Here is a 23,633-nt window from a genome sequence, read left to right on the forward strand (position 1 = left end):
TCACTCACTCCCGGCGTTGGCGTCGGCCAGCGCGTTGACGCCACCGACGATCTCGCTGATTTCCTGGGTAATACCGGCCTGACGGGCCTGGTTGGCGATCCGTGTGTACTTCTTGATGAGCTCGTCCGCGTTGTCCGTGGCCGACTTCATCGCCTTCTGACGGGCGGCGAGCTCGGAGGCCGCGGCCTGCAGCAGCGCGAAGAAGATGCGGCTCTGGACGTACTGCGGAAGCAGCCCGTCGAGCACCGCCTCCGGCGACGGCTCGAACTCGTAGAGCGGGAGCACCTCGGCGGAGCCGGGCTTCTCCTCGCCCTCGACGACCTCGAGGGGCAGCAGTCGTACGTCGGTCGGCTCCTGCACCAGCATCGACTTGAATCGGGTGAAGACGACATGCACCTCGTCGACACCGCCGTCCTCGTCGAGGAAGGCGTCGATCAGGGTCTGCCCGATCTCGTGCGCGACCTCGAAGCTCGGCTGGTCGGAGAACCCGTTCCACGACCGCTTCACGGGCCGACCACGGAACTTGTAGTAGGCCTCGCCCTTGCGCCCGGCGATGTAGGTGTCGATCTCCTTGCCCTCGCCCCGGAGCTTCTCGGCGAGCCGCTCCGCCTCCTTGAGCACGCTCGAGGAGTAGGCACCGGCCAGGCCGCGGTCGCTCGTCACGATGAGCACCGCAGCCCGCTTGGCCTCCTCGGGCTCCCGCGTCAGCGGGTGGTCGACGTTGGAGTACGTCGCCACGGCCGAGACCGCCCTGGTCAGCTCGCGGGCGTACGGCGCTGCCGACTGCGCCCGCTGCTGCGCCTTGATGATCCGGGACGCGGCGATGAGCTCCATGGCGCGGGTGATCTTCTTCATCGACTCCGTCGACTTGATCCGCGCCCGGTACTCGCGCACCGATAGAGCCATGGGTCAGCCCCGCTTCTGCTTGACGATCTGCTCCTGCTCGACGTCCTGGTCCTCGAGCGCCTCGGCCTTGGGCTCGTTGCCGACCTTGATCGACCCGCCGTCCGAGGTCTCGAACTGGTCGAGGAAGGAGTCGTAGGCACCCTCGAGGTCCGAGGCAGTGCTGTCCTCGAACTTCTGGGTCTCCCGGATGGCCGAGAGGATGCCGTCGTGCGAGCGGCGCAGGAAGTCGAGGAACTCGCGCTCGAAGCGCAGCACGTCGTCGGCCGGCACGCGGTCGAGGCGACCGGTGGTGCCGATCCACAGCGAGACCGTCATCTCCTCGAGCGGGTACGGCGAGTACGCCGGCTGCTTGAGGAGCGCCATCAGGCGCTGACCGCGGTCGAGCTGCTGACGCGACGCGGCGTCCAGGTCGGACGCGAACATCGCGAACGCCTCCATCGCGCGGAACTGCGCGAGGTCGACCTTCAGCGAGCCGGTCACGGCCTTGAGCGCCTTCGTCATGGCCGCACCACCGACGCGCGACACCGAGATGCCGACGTCGATCGCGGGCCGCTGGTTGGCCGCGAACAGGTCGGACTGCAGGAAGATCTGGCCGTCCGTGATCGAGATGACGTTGGTCGGGATGAACGCCGACACGTCGTTGGCCTTGGTCTCGATGATCGGCAGGCCGGTCATCGAGCCCGCGCCCAGCTCGTCGGACAGCTTCGCGCACCGCTCGAGCAGCCGGCTGTGCAGGTAGAAGACGTCACCCGGGTAGGCCTCGCGGCCCGGCGGACGACGCAGCAGCAGCGACACGGCGCGGTAGGCCTCGGCCTGCTTGCTCAGGTCGTCGAACACGATGAGGACGTGCTTGCCCTCGTACATCCACTGCTGGCCGATGGCCGAGCCGGTGTAGGGGGCGAGGTACTTGAAGCCCGCGCTGTCCGACGCCGGCGAGGCGACGATCGTGGTGTACTCCAGCGCGCCGGCCTCCTCGAGGGCGCCACGCACGGAGGCGATGGTCGAGCCCTTCTGGCCGATGGCGACGTAGATGCAGCGGACCTGCTTGTTCTCGTCGCCCGACTCCCAGTTCTGCTTCTGGTTGATGATCGTGTCGATCGCGATCGTCGTCTTGCCGGTCGCGCGGTCACCGATGATCAGCTGGCGCTGGCCGCGGCCGATCGGGGTCATCGAGTCGATCGCCTTGATGCCGGTGGCGAGCGGCTCGTGCACCGACTTGCGCTGCATGACCGTCGGGGCCTGGAGCTCCAGCGGGCGGCGTACGTCGGACTCGATGTCGCCGAGGCCGTCGATCGGGGTGCCGAGCGGGTCCACGACGCGACCGAGGAAGTTGTCGCCGACCGGGACCGAGAGGATCTCGCCCGTACGGCGGACCGTCTGGCCCTCCTCGATCTTGTCGAAGTCACCGAGGATGACGACGCCGATCTCGCGGGTGTCGAGGTTCAGGGCCAGGCCCAGCGTGCCGTCCTCGAACTCCAGCAGCTCGTTGGCCATCGCCGAGGGCAGACCGGTGACACGAGCGATGCCGTCGCCGGCGGTCGCGACCGTGCCGACCTCTTCCTTGCTCGCTGCCTCGGGCTGGTAGTCGGCGACGTACTTCTGCAGCGCGTCGCGGATTTCCTCCGGACGGATCGAAAGCTCCGTCATCTTCGTCCCTACTCTCTTGGTTCTCTACTGAAGTCTTCGGGTGTGGGCGGTGGTCGGACCGGTCGGGACCGGTCAGCCGACCAGCTTGCGCCGGGCGTCGTCGAGCCGGCTCGACACGGTGCCGTCGATGACGTCGTCACCGATCTCGACCCGCATCCCACCGAGCACGCCGGGTTCGACGATCTCGTTGAGGTGGACCTGCTTGCCGTACTGCCGCGACAGCGCCGCGGCCAGTCGTTCCCGCTCGCCGTCACCGAGCGGCTGCACGACGCGGACCGTGGCCACGGCCTCGCCGCTCGCGTCGGCCGCCACCTCGCGGTACGCCGCGAGCGCACCGGTGAGCGTCCGGTAGGTGCCGCCGAGCCCCTGCTTGGCCAGGGCCACCGTCGCCGGGAGCGCCTTGCCGCCGAGGAGCGCGTCGAGCAGCGCCGCCTTGTCCTCCGTCGAGCGGGCCGGGTCGGCCAGCGCGTCACGCAGGTCGTGGTTGGCGCCGAGCGTCTGACCGAGCAGGAAGAGCTCGTCGACGAGCCGGTTGGCGTCCGACCCGACCGACGCGACCGCGGCGAGCTCGCTGAGCCGCTCGGTCGCGGCCGCCAGGTCGCGGGTCGCCGTCCAGCGCCGCCCCGCCGCGCTGGAGACCAGCGCGAGCGTCGCGTCGTCGAACTTGCCGGCGAACACGTCCTTGACGAGACCCTGCTTGGCCGCAGCAGGCAGCGAGGCGTCGGTCGCGAACCGGCGCAGTGCCGGCTCGGCCCGCAGCAGCGACGCGACGTTGTAAAGCTCGCGGGCCACGCGCTCGGCGTCGGCACCACCGCTCAACGTCTCGTCCAGCTCGGCGCTGAGCTCCCGGAGGGACTCGGCCGATGCTCCACGCAGATCCATCAGCTGGCGCCTTCCAGCTCCGTGAGGAACCGGTCGACCACGCGGCTCTGACGAGCCTCGTCGTCGAGGGACTCCCCGACGATGCGGCCGGCCAGGGTGGTCGCGAGCGTGCCGACCTCGCCCCGCAGCGACGCGGCGGCGGCCTTGCGGTCGGCCTCGATCTGCACGTGGGCGTGCTCGACGATCCGCGCTGCCTCGGCCTGGGCCTGCTCACGCATCTCGGCGATGATCGCGGCACCCTGCTCGCGTGCCTCCTCGCGGATGCGCGCCGCTTCGTGGCGCGCGTCGGCGATCTGCGACTTGAACTCCTCCTCGGCCGCGCTGGCCTCGGACTTGGCCTCGTCCAGCTCGGCGAACTGCTCCCGGATCGCGTCCTGGCGGGCCGTCATCGCGCGGTTGATCGGCGGGATGATGTAGCGCGCCAGGAGGAACAGCAGCACCAGGAAGGCGAGGAGCTCGACCAAGAACGTGGCGTTGGGCACCAGGAAGTTGTCCGCCATGGGGGTGACCGCAGGGCTTGCCATCGATTAGTTCCTTTGCTTCTGACAGGTGAGGGAGGGCGTCAAGCCCTTCCTCACGCGCCGAGGACGAAGACGAACAGCGCCATGAAGGCGAGGTTGATGAAGAACATCGCCTCGACCAGGCCGACCGTCAGGAAGAAGATCGTCTGCAGGCGGCCCTGGGCCTCGGGCTGGCGAGCGACGCCCTCGATGTAGGACGAACCCGCGAGGCCGTCACCGATACCGGCTCCGATGGCGCCACCGGCAAGGGCGATGCCACCGCCGACGAAGGCGCCGGCCAGCTTGATTGCCTGGGCGGTTGTCGTTGCGTCTGCCATGTCTCTCCTTGGTTACGCACCGGGGTCCGGTGCCTCTTTCTTAAACTCTGGTCACGCCCGACCGGGATGGTCAGGACGCTGGAACGGGGGCGGCCTTCTCGGCCGCTGCTGCGTCGGCAGCCTTCTTCTTGCGCTGCTCGTCCTCGTGCTCTTCGTGGGACTCGTGCTCCTCGTGGCCGGCTCCGGCCATCGCGAAGTAGAGCACCGTCAGGAGCGCGAAGATGAACGCCTGGATGACACCGATGATGGCGTCGAAGGCCTTCCACAACAGGTTGGGGGCCCACATCGCGTAGAGCGGGATGAGGCCGATCAGCGCCAGCATGATGCCGCCGGCGAAGATGTTGCCGAAGAGTCGGAGGGCCAGCGTGATCGGCTTGATCAGCTCCTCGAGGACGTTCAGCGGCAGCAGCACCGGGAACGGCTCGGCGAAGTGCTTGAAGTAGCCCTTGACGCCCTTCTGCTGGATGCCGTAGGCCCAGACGCTGACCATCGTGACCGCGGCGAGCGCGTAGGTCAGGTTGGTGTCGGCGGTCGGGGCCGGCAGCAGGTGCACGTCGTGACCGTTGATGGTCAGCTCGGTCGGCACCAGCTCGAGCCAGTTGCAGAAGAGGATGAAGAAGAAGAGCGAGATCGCCAGCGGTGCGACGTACGGGTGCACCCGGCCGAGGTTGTCGTTGACCTGCTTGTTGACCTCGCCGACGACGAGCTCCCACAGGATCTGCGGCTTGGACGGCACGTGGTCGGGGGTGTCCTTGGTGAGGGCACGGGTGCCCCACCAGCCGAGCAGGAGGACCAGGACGCCGGCGACGATCGTGGAGATGATCGTGTCGATGTTGAAGGTCATCCCGGCCCACGTCCGCTGGACGTGGTGGCCGATCTCGATGTCAGAGGCGAACGGCAGGAGGCCGGTCATGGGTTCTTCAGCTCCTTCAGCAGCGGGATCGTGGTCATCACCAGAGCGATGAGCCGGAAGATGGCCAGGCCGAGCAGCAGCCCGATGCCGTCAGGCCAGAAGATCACAGCAACGCCCACCGCGACCACCGTGAGCACCGTCAGGCGCACGACCGTGGACACGATCATCTGGTTGCGGGTGGGCTGCTCGCCGGACGAGATGGTCCGGAGCAGCCAGTACTCGGTCGACAGGTGGTTGACCAGCCCGAGGAAGACGCCGCCGGCGATGCAGCCCGCGAGGCCCCACTCGCCCGCCGCGCCCGCCAGCCAGAAGCTGGCGACCATCAGGCCGAGGGCGACCAGCTCGATCTTGCGCTGGTCCTTCACCACCCGCCAGATCGACGGCTTACTGGGGGGCTGGACGTCACTCATGGAGCTGCTCATCTCGGTCAAGGTCACTGGCACTCACCCCCGGAGGGCGGCACGCACCCGGACGACGAAGGCGACGGCACCGAGGAGGACGCCGAGACCGATGCCGACGAGGACACCGACGGGCGCGCTGCCCGCTGCGTTGTCGACGAGGAGACCGAGGACCATGCCGACGACGACGCAGCCGGCGAGGAGACCGCCGAGACCGATGAGGTCGCGACCGCGCAGCCCGGCATCGGACCCTGCGTCGGAACGCTCATCGACCATCCACCCACGTCCCATTCCTCGGCCGGTTCAACGGCACTGTCGTCCGCGGGCGTGAAGACACCCGGACGGTGAGGGGCTGGAGCCCTCGTGACACCCGGCGACTGCGCGAAACTACCACAGCCAGACAGGCCGAACTCGGGGGTCGTCACCGGGGTTCGGATCGTCGCGGTCGTCATCATCGGCGGCCGTTCTCTCGTGGCTGGTGCGGGCGGTGCCTGGGGGCGCTTGTGAAAACTAGCACAAGCGCTCCGGGCGGTCGAAACCAGCCCGGCCCTGGACTTGAGTACCAGTCTGTCAGGCGCCCAGGTCGAACGGTCGGCCGGGGTCCCTGCCGACCGCGCCCGGTCAGAGCGAGGCGCTGTCGCGGAAGACGGACGGGCGGCCGAGTGGGCGAATACCCGATATCTCGACCAGGATCTTTGACATCAATGGAGGGGGGCCGTGGCCCCCCTCCATTGACTGTACGTTCGCCTCATCTCGTAATTGGAAGCTATCGTCGACGATGCTGCGAATCGCCAAAACGAGGCTAGTGGCGAATCGGCTACGTGATGTCGTTTGCGTTGTAGTCAACCTGCACGCACTTGTCCGGGACTCCAGACGTATTGCAGATCTTGAGCCGTACTCCATTGAGCTCACGGGCGTACGCACGTTCCCCCGTGAATGCTGGCGCGCTATTGCCGTTGCCGCACGCGTGCTGCGAGTGGTATTCCGGGTCCGTGTGGTTCGCCAGGTCTGGCTGGATCTCGATGTAGACACAGTCGCCGTCCGGTGAAGTGTCCGTGATGGTCAGGTTCCACTTGACCACGCCGTTCTGGGCAGAGAACGTCCCGTGCACCGTTCCGCCGTTGGCGGTTTCGTCGGCCCGCTCAGCTCGAGCTGCCGGCGACGTGGCGACAACGAGTGCGACTGCGCCGGCGATAGCACCAAGCCTGCGTGCCAAATATACCGTTTTCAATTGATTCTCCCCGTAGTTTCCCGAGCCCCCGAGATGAGAACTCAGCGCTCAGCAGACACGGATTCAAACTTAGTGTCAAGCGTTTGAGCGTCCATTCATTTCCGGTGGCTCTGGCCCTACGGCTCGTCCGACGGGATCGCTACACGATGGTGCAGTTTGGGCAGGAGGAAGGTCAGGGCGACTGTCACGGTCGCCATCGAGCCCAGGGCGACCCAGGTCCAGGTCTTCTGGCTGTACAGGCTCACCAGGACCGTGCCGAAGGCCACCAGGGCCGCCCAGAGGTACATGATCAGCACGGCGCGCCGCTGGGAGTGGCCGATCTCGAGCAGCCGGTGGTGCAGGTGCTGCTTGTCCGGCGCGAACGGCGACCGACCGGCCCGGGTGCGGCGCACGATCGCGAGGACCAGGTCGAGCATCGGCACGATCAGGATCGAGACCGGCAGCAGCAGCGGGAGCAGGGTCGGCACGAAGCTGGCCGCGGTGCTGGCGGGGTTGTCCGTGATCTGGGTGGGACTGAACTGCCCGGTCAGCGTGACCGTGCTCGCCGACAGCACGAGCCCGATCAGCATCGACCCGCTGTCGCCCATGAAGAGCCGCGCCTGGTGGAAGTTGTGCGGCAGGAACCCCGCGCAGGCGCCCGCCAGGGCCGCGCTGAGCAGGGCTCCGGTGGTCGCGAGCGTCAGGTCGTTGATGTTCGAGAGCTGGTAGCAGTAGAGGAAGAACGCGACGGCGCCGATCCCGACGATGCCGGCCGCCAGCCCGTCGAGCCCGTCGACGAAGTTGACCGCGTTGACGGTCGCCACGACCACGACGCCGGTCAGCAGGGCGCCCTGGGCGTTGTCGATCGTGATCTGCACCCCGCCCGTGCCGGGGAAGAAGATGTACTGGATCCCGAACGCGATCAGGAAGCCCGCCGCGAGCACCTGGCCGCCGAGCTTGGTCAGCGCGTCCAGCTCGAACAGGTCGTCGAGCACCCCGACCGCGCAGATCAGCGCCCCGGCGATCAGCACCACGCCCGCGTCGCGGAAGACGAAGGTGTCGCTGCGCGAGAGGAAGGGCAGCTGACGGGCGACGGCGTACGCCGCGACCAGGCCGCCCAGCATCGCGATGCCGCCCAGGTAGGGGATCGGCACGGCGTGCACGTCGCGGTCGCGGACCTTGGCGACCGCACCGGTCCGGAGGGCGATCTCGCGGGCGACGACCGTCAGGAGGTACGTCGTCGCCGCGGCGACGAGGAAGACGAGGAGGTACTCCCGCAAGGGCTCAGTCCCCGTCGGTCAAGGTGGCGCCCAGTGGCTCGAGCACCTCGTTGAGGCGCTCCAGCGACAGGGCGCCGTACCGGAGCACGCGTCCCTGGTCGCCCGTGACGTCGACGATGGTCGAGGCCTCGCCGCCCGGGCTGGTGCCGGCGTCGACCACCACGGCCACGTCCTCGTCGAGCATCTCGATCGCCTGGTCGGCGTCGGTCGCGGCCGGCATCCCGGTCTTGTTGGCCGAGCTCACCGCCAGCGGGCCGGTCCGCTCGAGGATCGCGAGGGCGATCTCGTGGTCGGGCATCCGGATGGCGACCGTCGCGCGGTTGTTGCCGAGGTCCCACTGCAGCGAGCTCTGCTGGTGGCAGACCAGTGTCAGGGGCCCGGGCCAGAACTCCTCGACGAGCGCCCGGGCGTAGCCGGGCACCCGCACGGCCAGCGCGTCGAGCGTGGTCGCCGAGCTGATCAGCACGGGGGGCGGCATGTCGCGGCCACGGCCCTTGGCCGCCAGCAGCGCGCGCACGGCGTCCGGGTCGAAGGCGTCGGCGCCGATGCCGTACACCGTGTCGGTGGGCAGCACGATCAGGTCGCCCTGCTGCACCGCCAGCGCGGCCGCGTCGACCGCTTCCTCGCGCTCGTCGTCGGTCCCGGTCGGGTAACGCTCGCTCATCACAGGCTCATCGTGCCAGCCGCGCGGTCGTGAAGCGCGCCCGACCTGCCAGGTCGAGGTGGTCTCGGACGTCGGCCCACCGGCCGGTCGCCAGGAAGACGGCCGGCGCGGACTCGCCCTGCGCGTCGGCGTGCTCGAACCCGACCACTCCCCCGGGTCGCAGCAGCAGGGCCGCCCGTCGCTCGAGCACGCGGATGGCGTCCAGCCCGTCCGCTCCCGAGAACAGCGCGAGGTGCGGGTCGTGGTCGCGGGCCTCGGGGGCGACCGACTCCCAGGCATCGAGGGGGATGTACGGCGGGTTGCAGGTCAGCACGTCGACCGTGCCGGCGAGGTCGTCGAAGGACGTGGCCATGTCGCCGTGGCGGAGGTCGACGTCGGTGTCGGCGAGGTTGCGCTCGGCCCAGGTGTGCGCGGCCTCGTCGAGCTCGACGGCGTGCACGACGGCACCGGGGACCTCGTCGGCGAGCGCCTTGGCCACCGCCCCGGAGCCGGTGCACAGGTCGACCATCACGGGCCGCTCCACGGCTGCCGCCTGCTCGATCGCCCAGCCCGCCAGCAGCTCGGTCTCCGGGCGCGGCACGAAGACGCCCGGTCCGACCGCGAGCTCGACGTGGCGGAAGTACGCCGTGCCGGTCAGGTGCTGCAGCGGCTCGCGGGCCGCGCGGCGGGCGACGAGGACGTCGTACGCCGCGAGCGCGTCGGTGCCCACCTCGTCGACGAGGGGCAGCCGCGCGCGGGTGGTGCCGAGGACGTGGGCGAGCAGCTCGGCGGCGTCGTGCTCGGGGCTCGCGACGCCGGCCTCCGCCAGCCGCGCGGTGGCACCGCGGAGCACGTCGCGCCGCAGGCTCACTGCTCCAGCGCCTCGAGGCGGGCGGCCAGGTCGGCCTCGATGCAGGAGTCGAGGACCGGCTGGAGGTCGCCGTCGAGGACCTGGTCGAGGTTGTAGGCCTTGTAGCCGGTGCGGTGGTCGGAGATCCGGTTCTCCGGGTAGTTGTAGGTGCGGATGCGCTCCGACCGGTCGACGGTGCGCACCTGGCTGCGCCGGGCCTCGCCGGCCTCGGCGTCCGCCTTCTCCTGGGCGGCGGCCAGGATCCGGGCCCGCAGGATCCGCATCGCCTGCTCGCGGTTCTGCAGCTGGCTCTTCTCGTTCTGGCAGCTGGCCACGATGCCGGTCGGGACGTGCGTGATCCGGACGGCGGAGTCGGTCGTGTTGACGCTCTGGCCGCCCGGCCCGCTGCTGCGGTAGACGTCGATGCGCAGGTCGTTGTCGTCGATCTGGACGTCGATCTGCTCGGCCTCGGGGAAGACCAGGACCCCGGCGGCGCTGGTGTGCACCCGGCCCTGCGACTCCGTGACCGGCACCCGCTGGACGCGGTGGACGCCGCCCTCGAACTTCAGCTGGGCGTACGGCGCCTCGCCGACCTCGGGCGTGGCCTTGGCCTTCACGGCGGCGGTGACCGACTTGTAACCGCCGAGGTCGGACTCGGCGGCGTCGAGGATCTCGACCTTCCAGCCACGACCCTCGGCGTACCGGGTGTACATGCGGAGCAGGTCGCCGGCGAACAACGCCGACTCCTCGCCGCCCTCCCCCGACTTCACCTCGAGGATCACGTCCTTGTCGTCGGTCTCGTCCCGCGGGACGAGCAGCCGGCGCAGCCGCTCCTCGGCGGCGTGGAGCCGGGGCACCAACGCCTCGACCTCCTCGGCGAACGCCGCGTCCTCGGCCGCCAGCTCGCGGGCGGCGCCGAGGTCGTCACCGATCGCCTGCCAGTCGCGCCAGGCGCCGATGATCGACGACAGCGCGGCGTACCGCTGGTTGAGCTGCTTGGCGAGCCGGGCGTCGGCATGCGTCTCGGGCGCGCCGAGCCGCGTCTCGATCTCCTCGTGCTCGGCGAGCATGCCTTCGACGGCCTCGAACATCGGCTCTCCTCGTGGACGGTCCGGGAAAATGACGAACGCCGGTCCCCGCACGTGGCGGGGACCGGCGCTCGGAAGCAGCTACTTGCTGTCGGCTGCAGCGGCCTTCTTGGCGTAGCGGGCCTCGAAGCGGGCGACGCGGCCGCCGGTGTCGAGGATCTTCTGCTTGCCGGTGTAGAACGGGTGGCACTGCGAGCACACGTCGGACTTGATGACGCCGGACGCGACGGTGCTGCGCGTCGTGAACGTCGATCCGCAGGTGCAGGTCACCTCGGTCACGTTGTACTCGGGGTGGATGTCCTTCTTCATGGGGTGTCCTCTCGGTGCGCCGGGTCGCCCACTCCCTACGAGGAGGCGTGAACCGGAGCCGACAGACAAGTCTGCCATGGGTCCAAACGCTTGGGTAATCGACAACATTCCCCGGGTCCGGGGCTACGGGGCGGGCTCCGGCTGGGGCTCGTTGACGACCATGGACAGCACCGCCGGCGGGGTGACGACCGTCAGCTGCGGGGGCGCGGCCTGCACCGGCAGCCGCACGGTCACCGTGGTGCCGACGCCCTCCTCGGAGTCGATCACGACGGCGCCGGCGTGGCGGTCGACGATCGTCTGCATGATGCGGACGCCGAGGCCGGTGCCGGCGATCTCGTTGGTCACGGCGTTGGACGCCCGGAAGAACCGGGTGCCGAGACGGTCCAGCTCGCCGGACGGGATGCCGATGCCGCGGTCGGTCACCGCGATCTCGACCTGACCGCGGCTGGTGGTGATGACGACGTCGACGATGCCGTCGTCGTGGCTGAACTTCACCGCGTTCGAGACGATGTTGAGGAACGCCCGGTGCAGCATCGCGCGGTCGGCCAGCACCGAGACGTCCACCTGCGGCGACTTCACGCCGATCCGGATGCTGCGACGCGCGGCGGTGATCTTCACGTCCATCACGACGTCGCGGATCAGCGCCGGGAGGTCGACCGGCTCCATCTGGTGGTTGCTGCCCTCGGCGGCCTGGAGGGTGAGCAGGTCGTCGATGAGCATCTTGAGCCGGGCGACGTTGCGTCGGGTTGCGTCGAGCATCCGCTCGTGCCGGGGCTGCATCTGCTCCTCGAACTCCTCCGCGACCAGCTCGAGGTAGCCACTGATCGTCGTCAGCGGGGTCCGCAGCTCGTGGGAGACGTTCGCGACGAAGTCGTCCTTGGCGGTGTCGAGGGTGCGCAGCTCGCGCTGGATCCAGATCTCCACGGCGCGCGCCCTGGTCTGGGCGTCGGCCAGGTCGTTGAGCGCCTGTGCGACCGACTGGACCTCCTTGGGACCGGCGGGCGCGGCGCGCACCTCGTAGTCGCCGCGGGCCATCCGCTGGACGACCTTCTCCAGGGCCAGCAGCGGGGTCGACAGCTCGGCGAGCAGCCGGCGCCGCGACCGGGTCATCACGGCCACGGTGACGATCGCGACGAGCAGGACGGCGAGCACGGTGCCGCGCAGCCGCATCGACACCCCGGCGCTGGCCGCACGGACCCGGCTGTCGAACGCCTGGGTGCTGGCCAGGTGGGCGGTGCGCACGGCGTCGAACGCGGCGTTGCCGGCGCGGACCTCCTTGCCGGTCGCGGCGGTGCCACCCGCGGCGGCCATCCGCGGCTCGGCGTACCCGTCGATCCAGGCCTGCGCGGACTCCTCCTGGGCCTGGACGGCGGCCTCGAGGGAACGGTCGCCGTCGGCGTACGAGCGCACCTCCTGCTCGTGCGCACTGAGCCGGAGCGTCGCCTGGCGGTAGTCGTCGGCCGCCGCCGGCAGGCCCACCCCGGACCACGACTCGGTGGCCGCCGACATGTCGGTCAGGTCCTGGTAGACGGCCTGGTTGGCCGCGGCTGCGGGCGAGAGGTCGTCGGTGAGCTGGGTGACGCTGACCGCGGACACCACGACGCCGATCACGGCGACGGCGGCTGCCAGCGCACCGAGCAGCCCGACCCGTGTCAACACGGACGAGACGACGCGCGCCACCGGACGACCGGACATTGCTCGAGAACACCCCCCAGTGCTCCATGGGGCGCGCAAGCACCCCTCCCCGGAGATCAGGCTACCGGCGGCGGGAGGCGCATCCACCGCATCGGCGGACCTTGCGGCTACCTAGCGGTTACGTCGCAGTGCGGCTGAGCAGCGCCTGCACGCGCGAGGCGAGCTCGCGGGGGCTGAACGGCTTGGTGATGTAGTCGTCGGCGCCGGAGTCGAAGCCGGTCTCGACGTCCGACTCCTGTGCCCGTGCCGTCAACAGGATCACCGGCAGGTCGGCGAGCGCGGGGTCGGCGCGGATCGCCCGGATCGCGTCCAGCCCGGACACTCCCGGCATCATGACGTCGAGCACCGCGAGATCGGGTCGCTGGGCCTGGCAGGCCTCGATGGCCGCCGCCCCGTCCGCCACCGCGACCACGTCGTGCCCGAGGGTCGAGAGCTTGAACTCGACGAGCTCGCGGATGTCGACGTCGTCGTCCGCGACCAGGATCCGAGCCACGCGGGTCCCCTTCCATTGATGTGCGCTGGCAGCCTAGCCCGAGCAGGCACCATCTGAGTGCGACGGGCCACTCCGTCTCGGCGTGGCCCGTCGCAGACGGCGTCACACGGGAGCTGGTCTACTCATCCCGACTGGACACGGTCGGGGTCGTCTTCTGGACCTGCATGAGGAACTCGATGTTGGTGTGCGACTTCCTGAGCCGTTCCAGGAGCAGCTCGAGGGCCTGCTGACCGTCCAGGGAGGAGAGCACGCGCCGCAGCTTCCAGACGATGGCCAGCTCCTCCTCGCTCATCAGGAGCTCCTCCCGGCGGGTGCCGGACTGGATCGCGTCGATCGCCGGGAAGAGGCGCTTGTCCGCGAAGTCGCGGCGCAGCCGGATCTCCATGTTGCCGGTGCCCTTGAACTCCTCGAAGATCACCTCGTCCATCCTCGAGCCGCTCTCGACCAGCGCCGTCGCCAGGATCGTGAGCGAGCCGCCGTTCTCGATGTTGCGCGCGGCGCCGAAGAACTTCTTCGGCGGGTAGAGCGCGGCCGAGTCGACGCCGCCGGACAGGATCCGGCCGCTGGGCGGTGCCGACAGGTTGTAGGCCCGCCCCAGGCGGGTGATGCCGTCGAGCAGCACGACGACGTCGTGGCCGAGCTCGACGAGGCGCTTGGCCCGCTCGATCGCCAGCTCGGCGACCGTCGTGTGGTCGGCCGGCGGCCGGTCGAACGTCGAGGAGATGACCTCGCCCTTGACCGAGCGCTCGAAGTCCGTGACCTCCTCGGGCCGCTCGTCGACCAGCACCACCATCAGGTGGCACTCCGGGTTGTTGGTCGTGATCGAGTTCGCGATCGACTGGAGGACCATCGTCTTGCCGGCCTTGGCCGGGGACACGATCAGGCCGCGCTGGCCCTTGCCGATCGGCGCGGCGATGTCGATGACCCGACCGATCAGGTTGTCCGCGCCGGTCTCGAGGCGCAGCCGCTCGGACGGGTAGAGCGGGGTCAGCTTGGAGAACTCCACCCGGTTCTTCGCGACCTCCGGGTCGGCGCCGTTCACGGCGTCGATGCGGACCATCGGGTTGAACTTCTCCTTGCGCTCGCCCTCACGGGGCTGGCGCACCTGGCCGACGATCGCGTCGCCGCGGCGCAGGCCGAACTTGCGCACCATCGACAGCGAGACGTAGACGTCGTCGGCGCTGGCGAGGTAGCCACTGGTGCGGACGAACGCGTAGTTGTCGAGCACGTCCAGGATGCCGGCGGCCGGCACCAGCACGTCGTCCTCGAGGATCGTGGTGTCGGGCTCGTTGCGCTGCCCACCCGTGCCGGTGCCCGCGCCCACCGGGCGAGCGGTGCGGTCCCGGTCGCGACCCCGGCGCCGGCGGTTGCGGCGGCTGCCGTCGACGTCGCCCTCGGGGTCGTCGCCCTGCTGGTCGCCCTGGCCCTGCTGGGGCTGGTGCTGCTGCCGGTCCTGCTGGCCGTCCTGCTGGCCGCGGTCCTGCTGCCGGTCCTGCTGGCCCCGGTCCTGCTTGGGCTCCTGCTGGTGACGGCCCTGTTGGTTGCGGTCCTGTTGGTTCCGGTCCTGCTTGGGCTGATTGTCCTGCTGCCCGCGGTCCTGCTTGGGCTGGTTGTCCTGCTTGGGCTGGTTGTCCTGCTGCCCGCGGTCCTGCTTGGGCTGGTTGTCCTGGCGCCCGCGGTCCTGCTTCGGCTGGTCCTGCTGGGGCTGGTCCTGCTGCGGCTGCTGGCGCTCGCGCGCCTGCTGCCGGCGCTCGGAGCGGTCCTGCTGGGTGACCTTGGTCGGGGCCGGCCCCTGGTCGCGCTCGGGCGCCGCCTTCTCGGGCGCCTGCTTCGCCGGCGCCTTGTCGGGAGCCGCGGCCGGCGCGTCCGAACGGGAGCCGCCGGACTGCTGCGCCTTGATCGCGTCGACGAGCTGGGCCTTCTTCATCGAGCCTGCGCCCGAGACGCCCAGGCCCGCCGCCATCGACTTCAGGTCGGCGAGGAGCATGGAGTTGAGGCCGCCGCCGCGCTTCTTGGCGGGCTTGTCCGCGCCCGCGTCAGAGCTGTTCGAGCCGGTGGAGCCTTCGATGGTTTCCGTCACGTGAGGTCCTTCCCACGTTCAGTGCCGATCCGGCCTCGGGCCGGCGGCGTACTGGTCAGTGCTTCCCCGCCCGCCGTGGCGCTCGGGTTCGAGGCCGTCGGGCTGCTGGGCGGCATGAGGCCGCCACATCACGAGGAAGAGGGTGCACGATGCCGGCTTCACGGCCGACGGTGCCACGCCGAAGAACTCGGCGCGGTCTCAAGATACACCCGTCAGGAGAGCTGCGCGCCCGCGGTCCCGACTTCGAGCCGGTGGCCGGCCCAGCCGTCGGGGCACCGGCCGACCAGGGCGTCCGCGCCGGACGCGTCGGTGAAGGCCAGCACCGTCGGACCGGCGCCGGAGACGACGGCGGGTACGCCGTCCGCGCGGAGCCGGTCGACCAGGTCGAGCGACTCGGGCATGGCGGGGCGCCGGTACTGCTGGTGCAGGTAGTCGCGGGTCGCCCGCAGCAGGTGCTCGGGCTGGCCCGCCAGCGCGGTGACGAGCAGGGCGGTCCGTCCGGCGTCGGCGGCGGCGTCGGCGTGGGGCACCTCGGCGGGGAGCAGCCCGCGGGCGACCTCGGTCGAGACGCCGGTCGGCGGCACGAAGACGACGGCCTCGACGCGCGGGTCGACGGGTGAGCCGACCGCGTAGAAGTCGCCGTCCTCGTCGCGACCGGAGATCGTGAACCCGCCGTAGAAGGCGGGAGCGACGTTGTCGGGGTGGCCCTCGATCCGCGCGGCCAGCTGGAAGAGCTCGGCGTCGTCCGCCAGCAGCGCTCCCCCGGCGACCAGCCCCCGCGCCAGCGCCACACCCGCGACGATCGCCGCCGACGACGAGCCGAGGCCGCGGGCGTGCGGGATCACGTTGGTGCACGACAGCCGGAGGCCCGGCGGCTGGGTGCCCATCAGGTCGAAGGCGGCCCGCATCGCGCGGACCACCAGGTGCGTCTCGTCGCGGGACACGCCGTCGGCGCCGGCACCGGTCACCGAGACGTCCAGGCCGCTCGTGGTCACCTCGGCGGTCAGCTCGTCGCGCATCGACAGCGCCAGCCCGAGCGAGTCGAAGCCCGGGCCGAGGTTGGCCGAGGTCGCGGGGACGGAGACCCGGACCGGGCCGTCGACGAAGGTCGTCATGTCGCCTCAGTCGAGTCCGGCGGCCGCAGCGGCCGCAGCCACGTCGGCGTCGATGACCGTGTCGACGATCTGGCGGCCGCTCTCGGCGAGGCCCTCGAGCGCCGTGACGGTGTCCTTGAGCCCGTGTCCGGTGACCGTGATGGCGACCGTGCTGCCGCGGTACGACGTACCGCCGGCGAGCTCCTGCAGCAGCCCGGCGATGCCGGCGGCCGAGGCCGGCTCGACGAACACGCCGTCGCGCTCGGCGAGCTCGCGCTGGGCCGCCAGGATCTGGTCGTCGCTCACCGACGCGAAGGCACCACCGGACTCGTCGCGGGCCGCCTCGGCGAGCTTCCACGACGCCGGGTTGCCGATCCGGATCGCGGTCGCCCGCGTCTCCGGGTCGGGGAACGGCTCGCCGGTCACCAGCGGCGCAGCTCCCTCGGCCTGGAACCCGCGCATGACCGGCCGCTTGGTGGCCAGCCCGGCGTCGGCGTACTGCGAGTAGCCGAGCCAGTACGCCGAGACGTTGCCGGCGTTGCCGACCGGCAGCAGGTGGTAGTCGGGGGCGTCGCCGAGGAAGTCGACGATCTCGAAGGCGGCGGTCTTCTGGCCTTCGAGGCGCACCGGGTTGACCGAGTTGACCAGCGCGACCGGGTAGTCCCAGGCGAGGCCCTTGGCGAGGCCGAGGCAGTCGTCGAAGTTGCCGCGGACCATGATCACCTGGGCGCCGTGGATCAGCGCCTGGGCCATCTTGCCGGCGGCGATCTTGCCCTCCGGCACCAGGACGAGCGGCTTGAGCCCGGCCTTCGCGGCGTACGCCGCCATCGACGCGGACGTGTTGCCGGTGGAGGCGCAGACCACGGCCTGGGCGCCGTCGTGCTTGGCGACCGAGATCGCGGCCGTCATGCCGCGGTCCTTGAACGAGCCGGTCGGGTTGTCACCCTCGACCTTGAGCCAGACCTCGGCCCCGGTCAGCCCGGAGAGCCACTCCGAGAACACCAGCGGCGTGCCGCCCTCGCGGAGCGTGACGGCCGGGGTGCCCTCCGGGATCTCGAGCAGCGACCGGTACTCCTCGATGACACCGCGCCACTGGTGGGTCCGGCCGCTCATTCGGCAACTCCTTCGACGCGCATCACCGAGGTGACCTCGCGGACGATGTCCATGTCGCGCAGGGACTCCACCGTCGCGGCGAGCTGCGCGTCGGTCGCCTCGTGCGAGACGACGACGAGCTGGGCGTCGGCGTCGCGGCCCTCCTGACGGACGGTCTGGATCGACACCCCGTGCTCCGCGAACGCGGTCGCGACCGCGGCGAGCACGCCGGCGCGGTCGGCGACGTCGATCGCGACGTGGTAGCGGGTGACGGTCTCCCCCATCGGCAGCACGGCGCGGTCGGCGTACGCCGACTCGCCGGGCCCGCGGGTGCCGCCGATCCGGTTGCGGGCGACCGTGACCAGGTCACCGAGCACCGCGGACGCCGTGGGCGCACCGCCGGCGCCGGGGCCGTAGAACATCAGCTGCCCGGCCGCCTCGGACTCGACGAAGACCGCGTTGTAGGCGCCGCGGACCGATGCGAGCGGGTGCGAGGTCGGGATCATCGCCGGGTGCACGCGCACCGCGACGGCGCTCTGCCCGTCCTCGGTCTCGCGGAGCTCGCAGATCGCGAGCAGCTTGACGACGCTGTTCATCTCGCGGGCCGACGCGACGTCGGCGGCGGTCACCTCGGCGATGCCCTCGCGGTGCACGTCGGAGGCGGTGACCCGGGTGTGGAACGCGAGCGACGCGAGGATCGCGGCCTTGGCGGCGGCGTCGAAGCCCTCGACGTCGGCGGTCGGGTCGGCCTCGGCGTACCCGAGCTCCTGGGCCTCCTCGAGCGCCTCGGCGAAGCCGGCACCCGAGGTGTCCATCTTGTCGAGGATGAAGTTGGTCGTGCCGTTGACGATGCCGAGCACCCGGGTGACCCGGTCGCCGGCGAGCGACTCGCGCAGGGGGCGCAGGATCGGGATGGCGCCGGCGACGGCGGCCTCGTAGTAGAGGTCGCGGCCGGCCTTCTCAGCGGCCTCGAAGAGCGTCGGGCCGTCCTCGGCGAGCAGCGCCTTGTTGGCGGTGACGACGGACTTGCCGCTCTCGAGGGCCGCGAGGATCAGCGACCGAGCGGGCTCGATGCCGCCGATCACCTCGACGACCACGTCGACGTCGTCCCTCGTGACCAGCGCGATCGCGTCCGTCGTCAGCAGGCCGGTCGGCACCTCGATCTCACGCGGCGCGTCCAGCCGGCGTACGGCGACGCCGACCAGCTCGACCGGCGCACCCACCCGGGCCGCCAGGTCGCCGGCCTGCTCACCGAGCAGCCGCACCACCTGGGAGCCGACCGAGCCGCAGCCCAGCACCGCCACCTTGAGGGGCTTGTCGCTCTCCATTACTGATCACCCATGTCCGTCGCCAACAGATCGTCCTCAGTCTCGCGGCGTACGACGACGCGCGCGACCCCGTCCCGTACCGCGACCACCGGGGGCCGCAGCGCGTGGTTGTAGTTGGAGGCCATCGAGCGGCAGTAGGCACCGGTGCCGGGGACCGCGAGCAGGTCTCCGGGACGGACGTCGCCGGGCAGGAACTCGTCCTTCACCACGATGTCGCCGGCCTCGCAGTGCTTGCCGACCACCCGGGCCAGCACCGGCACCGCGTCGGAGGCGCGCGAGGCGAGCGTGCAGGAGTAGTCGGCGTCGTAGAGGGCGGTGCGGATGTTGTCGCTCATGCCGCCGTCCACCGACACGTAGGTGCGCACGGCCCCACCGTCGAGCAGCACCTTCTTGACCGTGCCGACCGTGTAGACGGTGCACATCGCAGGCCCGACGATCGCCCGGCCCGGCTCGATCGACAGCCGCGGCTCGGGGATCCCCAGCGCGCGGCACTCGTGCTCGACGATCTTGCTCATCTCGGTCGCGAGCTGCGCCGGGTCGGCCGGGTCGTCCTGGGTCGTGTAGGCGATGCCGAAGCCGCCGCCGAGGTCTATCTCCGGCAGCGTCACGCTCAGCTCGTCGCTGATCCGTGCCTGTAGCGCGAGCACCCGGCGGGCGGCGACCTCGAAGCCCGAGGAGTCGAAGATCTGGCTGCCGATGTGGGAGTGCAGGCCGAGGAGCTCGATGCCGGGCGCGGCGAGGACCCGGCGTACGGCCTCGAAGGCGTCGCCGCTGGTGATCGAGAAGCCGAACTTCTGGTCCTCGTGGGCGGTCGCGATGTACTCGTGCGTGTGGGCCTCGACGCCGGCGGTCACCCGGATCATCACCCGGGCGGTGAGCCCGTCGACGGCGATCGACTCCAGCCGCTCGATCTCGTCGAAGGAGTCGACGACGATCCGGCCGACCCCGACGTCCACGGCCCGGCGCAGCTCGATCAGCGTCTTGTTGTTGCCGTGGTAGCCGATCCGGGCCGGGTCGAAGCCCGCCCGCAGCGCGACGGTCAGCTCGCTGTTGGAGCAGACATCGAGGCAGAGGCCCTCCTCGGCCACCCACCGCGCGACCGCGACGGAGAGGAACGCCTTGCCGGCGTAGAAGACGTCGTACGACGAGAACGCGTCGCGGAAGGCGCGGGCGCGGGACCGGAAGTCCTCCTCGTCGAGGACGTACGCCGGCGTGTTGACCTCGGCGACCAGGTCCGGGACCGCGAGCCCGCCGACGTGCAGCTCGCCGTCGACCTTGTGGGCCGTCTGCGACCACAGGTGCGGGACCAGGGCGTTGGGGTCGGCGGGCGCCTGCAGCCAGGACGGGCCGCGCATCGCTCCGGGCGCGTGCGCCCAGCCGGCTTCGTGGCTCATCCGCTCACATCCGCTCGGGCGCGGAGACGCCCAGCAGCCCGAGCCCGTTGGCGAGCACGGTGCGGGCGGCAGCGACGAGGACCAGGCGGGCCTCGTTGATCGGGGCGACCGGCTCGTCGCCCTGCGGCAGCATCCGGCACTCCCGGGTGTCGTACCACCGGTTGAAGATGGCGGTCGTGTCCTCGAGGTAGCGGGCCACCCGGTGCGGCTCGCGCAGCTCGGCGGCGCTGGCGACCACCCGCGGGAACTCCGCGAGGGCCCGCAGCAGGTCGCGCTCCTTCTCGTGCGAGAGCAGCGACGGGTCGAAGTCCTCCGGCAGCGACATGCCGAGGTCGGCGGCGTTGGCCATCATCCGGCAGGTGCGGGCGTGGCCGTACTGCACGTAGTAGACCGGGTTGTCGTTGGACTGGCTCGCCCACAGGTCCAGGTCGAGGTCGATGTTGGAGTCCGAGCTGAAGCGGGTCAGCGCGTAGCGCGCGGCGTCGACTCCGATCGCCTCGACCAGGTCGTCGATGGTGACGACGGTGCCCGCCCGCTTGGACATCCGCAGCGGCTGGCCGTCGCGGAGCAGGTTGACCATCTGGCCGATCATGATCTCGAGGTTCTTGCCCGGCTCGTCGCCGAAGGCGGCGCACATCGCGTTCATCCGGCCGACGTAGCCGTGGTGGTCGGCGCCGAGCATGATGAAGCAGCGGTCGAAGCCGCGCTCGCGCTTGTCGAGGTAGTAGGCGAGGTCGCCCGAGAGGTACGCCGGCTCGCCGTTGGACCGGATGATCACGCGGTCCTTGTCGTCGCCGAACTGCTTGGTGCGCAGCCAGAGCGCGCCGTCCTGCTCGTAGGTGTTGCCGAGCTCGGTCAGGCGGGCGACGGCCCGGTCCACGGCACCGCTCCGGTGCAGGTTGTTCTCGTGGAAGTAGACGTCGAAGTCGACCCCGAAGTCGTGGAGGCTCTGCTTGATCTCCTCGAACATCATCTCGACGCCCTCGGCCCGGAAGACCTCCTGGGCCTCCTCGTCGGTGAGGTCCTTGACCTGGGGCTCCTTGGCGACGACGGCCGCGGCGATCTCGTGGATGTACTCGCCGCCGTACCCGTCCTCCGGCGCGGGCTCCCCCTTGGCGCTGGCCAGCAGCGACTTGCTGAACCGGTCGATCTGGGCGCCGTGGTCGTTGAAGTAGTACTCGCGGGTGACGTGGGCGCCGGTCGCGGTGAAGATCCGGCCGAGCGCATCGCCGACGGCCGCCCAGCGGACGCCGCCGATGTGGATCGGGCCGGTCGGGTTGGCCGACACGAACTCGAGGTTGATCTTCTCGCCGGCGAAGGCGTCGCTGCCGCCGTACGCCGCTCCCGCCGCCACGATCTGTGCGGCGACGACGCCCTGCGCGGCCGCCGCGACGGTGATGTTGAGGAAGCCCGGCCCGGCGATCTCGACGCCGGCGATGCCGTCGGTCGCCTCGAGGCCCTGCTGCACGAGGGTGGCGAGCTCGCGCGGGTTCATCCCCGCCTTCTTGCCCAGCTGCAGGGCGACGTTGGTGGCGTAGTCGCCGTGACCCTTCTGCCGCGGTCGCTCCACCGTCACGTGCGTGGGGACACCGTCCGGCAGGGTGATCGCACCCTCGTCGGACAGGGTCGTCAGGACGTCGACGATCGCGGTGGAGAGCTGCTCGGGAGTCACCCGGCAAGGGTATCGGCGCGCCGTCCCGGGCCTCGCATCGATATCCGCCGTGGACGGCCCGCGCGACGACCGGGCCGATTGCACCGCGCCCGCGAGTCGGTTGTAGGGTTCTGCCCAGCCACTGCGACGCTATCGATGGGTACGCCGCGGCAGCACGCCTCCGTAGCTCAGGGGATAGAGCACCGGTTTCCGGTACCGGGTGCCGCAGGTTCGATTCCTGCCGGGGGCACATCACGAAAGCCGCAGGGACTCCCTGCGGCTTTCGGCGTCTCCGCGACGACGTCCGTCCTCAGCACTTCTTGATCGTGGCGTCCTTGCGGGCGTCGTCGCCGTAGCGGCGGGCCTGGTCGACGAACGGCAGGACCACGCTGGCGCCGCCGATGTCGCCGATGCTTCCCTGGACCACGCAGTTGGTGATCTTGCCCGGGTCGACCTGGGCCATCGCCTGGCCGAGCCGGTAGAGCTCGGCCGGCGACAGGTCGGTGTGCATGTGCTGGATGACGCTGTAGACGCCCCGCTCGATGAAGCCCGGCCGGTCCGCCTTGGCCCGCACCGCCGACTGGATGCCGCGCAGGACGCGCTGCTGGTTGGCCGACCGGTCGAAGTCACCGCGGATCAGGTCGTGGCGGATCCGGGAGAAGACCAGCGCGTCGTACCCACCCAGGTGGAGGTGCCCCTTCTTGAACCCCTTGGGCTTGAGGTTGTCGTCGGCGAACGCGATCGGGTTGACGACGTCGATGCCGCCGATGTCGTGGATCATCGCCTCGAAGAACTCGAAGCGGGTCACGAAGACGTAGTCGGGCTGGATGCCGACCAGGTTGCCGACGGTCTCGCCGAGGAGCTGCGGTCCGCCGAAGTAGAGCGACGCGTTGATCTTGTTGGAGCGGTGGCCGGGGATCGGGACCCACGAGTCGCGCGGGATGCCGATCGCGGTCGCCGCGCCCGTCCGGGTGTTCATCCCGACCAGCTGCAGCGCGTCGCCGCGGGTGTGGGTCATGTCCTCGCCGGGGCGTGCGTCGGAGCCGACGGCCAGGATCCAGACCACGTCGGGGCTGACGTCGACGGACTCCGCACGCTTGACCTTCACCAGCTCGATCTCGGTGCTCTGCACCGCCGAGTCGGGCACCACGAGGGCCGCGACCGCGAGCACCGCACCGATCGTCAGCACCCGCACCAGCCGCTTCATCGCGCGTCCTTCGTGACGTCGTAGCCGAAGACCTGCCACCCCTGCTTGCCCTTCGTGAGGTAGAGCCGTCCGACGACCCGGACGTCCTTCACGGTGTCGCCGGTCGTCGTGAACCGCAGCAGCACGTGTGCGGTCACGCCGGCCGGGCGCCCGTGCGCCGCGAGCACGTCGACGGTGACCGCGCGCTTGACCGGCTCGACGCCGACGATCGAGGCGCCGAGGTCGCGGTTGCTCATCAGGTCGCCGTCGTGCTCGGCGTCGGCCTTCGCTCCCGCGGTGAAGCCCGGCCACGCGTCGGCGAAGTCGGCGCGGGGGTAGTCGCCGCCGAGGTAGGCGGCCTCCATCCAGCCGTCGACGACCTTCTGCACCTGGTCGACCACCTGCTGGCGTCGCGCCTGCGACAGCTTGCCGGCCCGCTCACCGAGCTTGGCGTGCGTGACCACGGCCTCGGATGCGGCCGACGCGCCCGAGGTCGGGTCGCCCCCTCCGGGATCGTCGTCGCTGCCGCCGCTGCATCCGCCGGTCGCGAGACCGAGGACCAGCAGCGCCGCGAGCGCCCAGGACCCACGTCCGGTCCGTTGCCTCATAGTCCGAAACTCCCCATCGCAGGTGCCGTTCGGTGGGAAGTCTGCAAC

24 protein-coding genes and 1 tRNA gene are annotated in these 23,633 nt (G+C 70.6%); 1 reads left to right on the plus strand and 24 read right to left on the minus strand.

Annotated elements, in window-relative coordinates; all coding sequences use genetic code 11:
• From ABEA34_RS03970 to argS, 22 genes are all read right to left on the minus strand, one after another.
• Window positions 1-906: a F0F1 ATP synthase subunit gamma gene (locus tag ABEA34_RS03970; protein ID WP_345519502.1), complete on the minus strand. Its 906-nt coding sequence runs from the start codon at window positions 904-906 to the stop codon at window positions 1-3.
• 3 nt (window positions 907-909) lie between these two features.
• Entirely contained in the window at window positions 910-2,553 is a 1,644-nt protein-coding gene (gene atpA, locus ABEA34_RS03975; RefSeq protein ID WP_345519504.1) for a F0F1 ATP synthase subunit alpha, read from the minus strand.
• Between the two features lie 72 nt (window positions 2,554-2,625).
• Complete coding sequence (locus tag ABEA34_RS03980; protein WP_345519506.1) at window positions 2,626-3,435, minus strand: F0F1 ATP synthase subunit delta; 810 nt, start codon at window positions 3,433-3,435, stop codon at window positions 2,626-2,628.
• Entirely contained in the window at window positions 3,435-3,959 is a 525-nt protein-coding gene (locus tag ABEA34_RS03985; protein ID WP_345519508.1) for a F0F1 ATP synthase subunit B, read from the minus strand. The genes ABEA34_RS03980 and ABEA34_RS03985 overlap by 1 nt, the downstream gene beginning before the upstream one ends.
• 50 nt (window positions 3,960-4,009) lie before the next feature.
• A complete protein-coding gene (locus tag ABEA34_RS03990) occupies window positions 4,010-4,273 on the minus strand; it encodes a F0F1 ATP synthase subunit C (protein ID WP_345519510.1) in 264 nt (87 codons plus the stop codon).
• A gap of 70 nt (window positions 4,274-4,343) precedes the next feature.
• Window positions 4,344-5,186 carry a F0F1 ATP synthase subunit A gene (atpB, locus tag ABEA34_RS03995; RefSeq protein ID WP_345519512.1) on the minus strand — a complete coding sequence of 281 codons (843 nt, stop codon included), beginning with the start codon at window positions 5,184-5,186 and terminating at the stop codon, window positions 4,344-4,346.
• Window positions 5,183-5,596: an ATP synthase subunit I gene (locus ABEA34_RS04000; RefSeq protein ID WP_345519514.1), complete on the minus strand. Its 414-nt coding sequence runs from the start codon at window positions 5,594-5,596 to the stop codon at window positions 5,183-5,185. The genes atpB and ABEA34_RS04000 overlap by 4 nt, the downstream gene beginning before the upstream one ends.
• A gap of 33 nt (window positions 5,597-5,629) precedes the next feature.
• Window positions 5,630-5,860 carry a hypothetical protein gene (locus tag ABEA34_RS04005; protein WP_345519515.1) on the minus strand — a complete coding sequence of 77 codons (231 nt, stop codon included), beginning with the start codon at window positions 5,858-5,860 and terminating at the stop codon, window positions 5,630-5,632.
• A 541-nt stretch (window positions 5,861-6,401) separates the two neighbouring features.
• Entirely contained in the window at window positions 6,402-6,800 is a 399-nt protein-coding gene (locus tag ABEA34_RS04010; RefSeq protein ID WP_345519516.1) for a hypothetical protein, read from the minus strand.
• A gap of 131 nt (window positions 6,801-6,931) precedes the next feature.
• Complete coding sequence (locus ABEA34_RS04015) at window positions 6,932-8,074, minus strand: MraY family glycosyltransferase (RefSeq protein ID WP_345519517.1); 1,143 nt, start codon at window positions 8,072-8,074, stop codon at window positions 6,932-6,934.
• A 4-nt stretch (window positions 8,075-8,078) separates the two neighbouring features.
• A complete protein-coding gene (locus tag ABEA34_RS04020) occupies window positions 8,079-8,738 on the minus strand; it encodes an L-threonylcarbamoyladenylate synthase (protein ID WP_345519518.1) in 660 nt (219 codons plus the stop codon).
• Window positions 8,739-8,745: 7 nt separating this feature from the next.
• Window positions 8,746-9,588, minus strand: coding sequence for a peptide chain release factor N(5)-glutamine methyltransferase (gene prmC / locus ABEA34_RS04025; protein ID WP_345519519.1), 843 nt, complete (start codon window positions 9,586-9,588; stop codon window positions 8,746-8,748).
• The gene (prfA, locus tag ABEA34_RS04030; protein ID WP_345519520.1) at window positions 9,585-10,658 is read right to left on the minus strand and encodes a peptide chain release factor 1; all 1,074 of its coding nucleotides are present in this window, start codon (window positions 10,656-10,658) and stop codon (window positions 9,585-9,587) included. The genes prmC and prfA overlap by 4 nt, the downstream gene beginning before the upstream one ends.
• 78 nt (window positions 10,659-10,736) lie before the next feature.
• Window positions 10,737-10,964: a 50S ribosomal protein L31 gene (gene rpmE / locus ABEA34_RS04035; protein WP_345519521.1), complete on the minus strand. Its 228-nt coding sequence runs from the start codon at window positions 10,962-10,964 to the stop codon at window positions 10,737-10,739.
• Between the two features lie 123 nt (window positions 10,965-11,087).
• Window positions 11,088-12,659 carry a sensor histidine kinase gene (locus tag ABEA34_RS04040; protein WP_345519522.1) on the minus strand — a complete coding sequence of 524 codons (1,572 nt, stop codon included), beginning with the start codon at window positions 12,657-12,659 and terminating at the stop codon, window positions 11,088-11,090.
• 118 nt (window positions 12,660-12,777) lie between these two features.
• Window positions 12,778-13,152 (minus strand): response regulator transcription factor, encoded by a 375-nt coding sequence (locus ABEA34_RS04045; RefSeq protein ID WP_345519523.1) that lies wholly within the window; start codon window positions 13,150-13,152, stop codon window positions 12,778-12,780.
• A 118-nt stretch (window positions 13,153-13,270) separates the two neighbouring features.
• Entirely contained in the window at window positions 13,271-15,232 is a 1,962-nt protein-coding gene (gene rho / locus ABEA34_RS04050) for a transcription termination factor Rho (protein WP_425576854.1), read from the minus strand.
• A 212-nt stretch (window positions 15,233-15,444) separates the two neighbouring features.
• Window positions 15,445-16,347, minus strand: coding sequence for a homoserine kinase (thrB, locus tag ABEA34_RS04055; RefSeq protein WP_345519524.1), 903 nt, complete (start codon window positions 16,345-16,347; stop codon window positions 15,445-15,447).
• A 6-nt stretch (window positions 16,348-16,353) separates the two neighbouring features.
• Window positions 16,354-17,439: a threonine synthase gene (gene thrC, locus ABEA34_RS04060; protein ID WP_345519525.1), complete on the minus strand. Its 1,086-nt coding sequence runs from the start codon at window positions 17,437-17,439 to the stop codon at window positions 16,354-16,356.
• The gene (locus ABEA34_RS04065) at window positions 17,436-18,746 is read right to left on the minus strand and encodes a homoserine dehydrogenase (protein ID WP_345519526.1); all 1,311 of its coding nucleotides are present in this window, start codon (window positions 18,744-18,746) and stop codon (window positions 17,436-17,438) included. Before ABEA34_RS04065 ends, thrC begins: the two co-directional genes overlap by 4 nt.
• Window positions 18,746-20,140 (minus strand): diaminopimelate decarboxylase, encoded by a 1,395-nt coding sequence (lysA, locus tag ABEA34_RS04070; protein ID WP_345519527.1) that lies wholly within the window; start codon window positions 20,138-20,140, stop codon window positions 18,746-18,748. Before lysA ends, ABEA34_RS04065 begins: the two co-directional genes overlap by 1 nt.
• A gap of 4 nt (window positions 20,141-20,144) precedes the next feature.
• The gene (argS, locus tag ABEA34_RS04075; protein WP_345519528.1) at window positions 20,145-21,812 is read right to left on the minus strand and encodes an arginine--tRNA ligase; all 1,668 of its coding nucleotides are present in this window, start codon (window positions 21,810-21,812) and stop codon (window positions 20,145-20,147) included.
• 156 nt (window positions 21,813-21,968) lie between these two features.
• On the opposite strand from argS, the gene ABEA34_RS04080 reads away from it, so the two are divergent.
• A tRNA-Arg gene (locus ABEA34_RS04080) sits at window positions 21,969-22,041 on the plus strand.
• Window positions 22,042-22,101: 60 nt separating this feature from the next.
• Here the strand turns inward: ABEA34_RS04080 and ABEA34_RS04085 are convergent.
• Together ABEA34_RS04085 and ABEA34_RS04090 are read right to left on the minus strand one after the other, a co-directional pair.
• Window positions 22,102-22,998, minus strand: coding sequence for an LCP family protein (locus ABEA34_RS04085; RefSeq protein WP_345519529.1), 897 nt, complete (start codon window positions 22,996-22,998; stop codon window positions 22,102-22,104).
• Entirely contained in the window at window positions 22,995-23,585 is a 591-nt protein-coding gene (locus ABEA34_RS04090) for a hypothetical protein (protein ID WP_345519530.1), read from the minus strand. The genes ABEA34_RS04085 and ABEA34_RS04090 overlap by 4 nt, the downstream gene beginning before the upstream one ends.
• Window positions 23,586-23,633: the final 48 nt, after the last annotated feature.

The sequence above is a fragment of the Nocardioides conyzicola genome, assembly GCF_039543825.1.
In the GTDB taxonomy this organism is placed as follows: Bacteria; Actinomycetota; Actinomycetes; order Propionibacteriales; family Nocardioidaceae; genus Nocardioides; species Nocardioides conyzicola.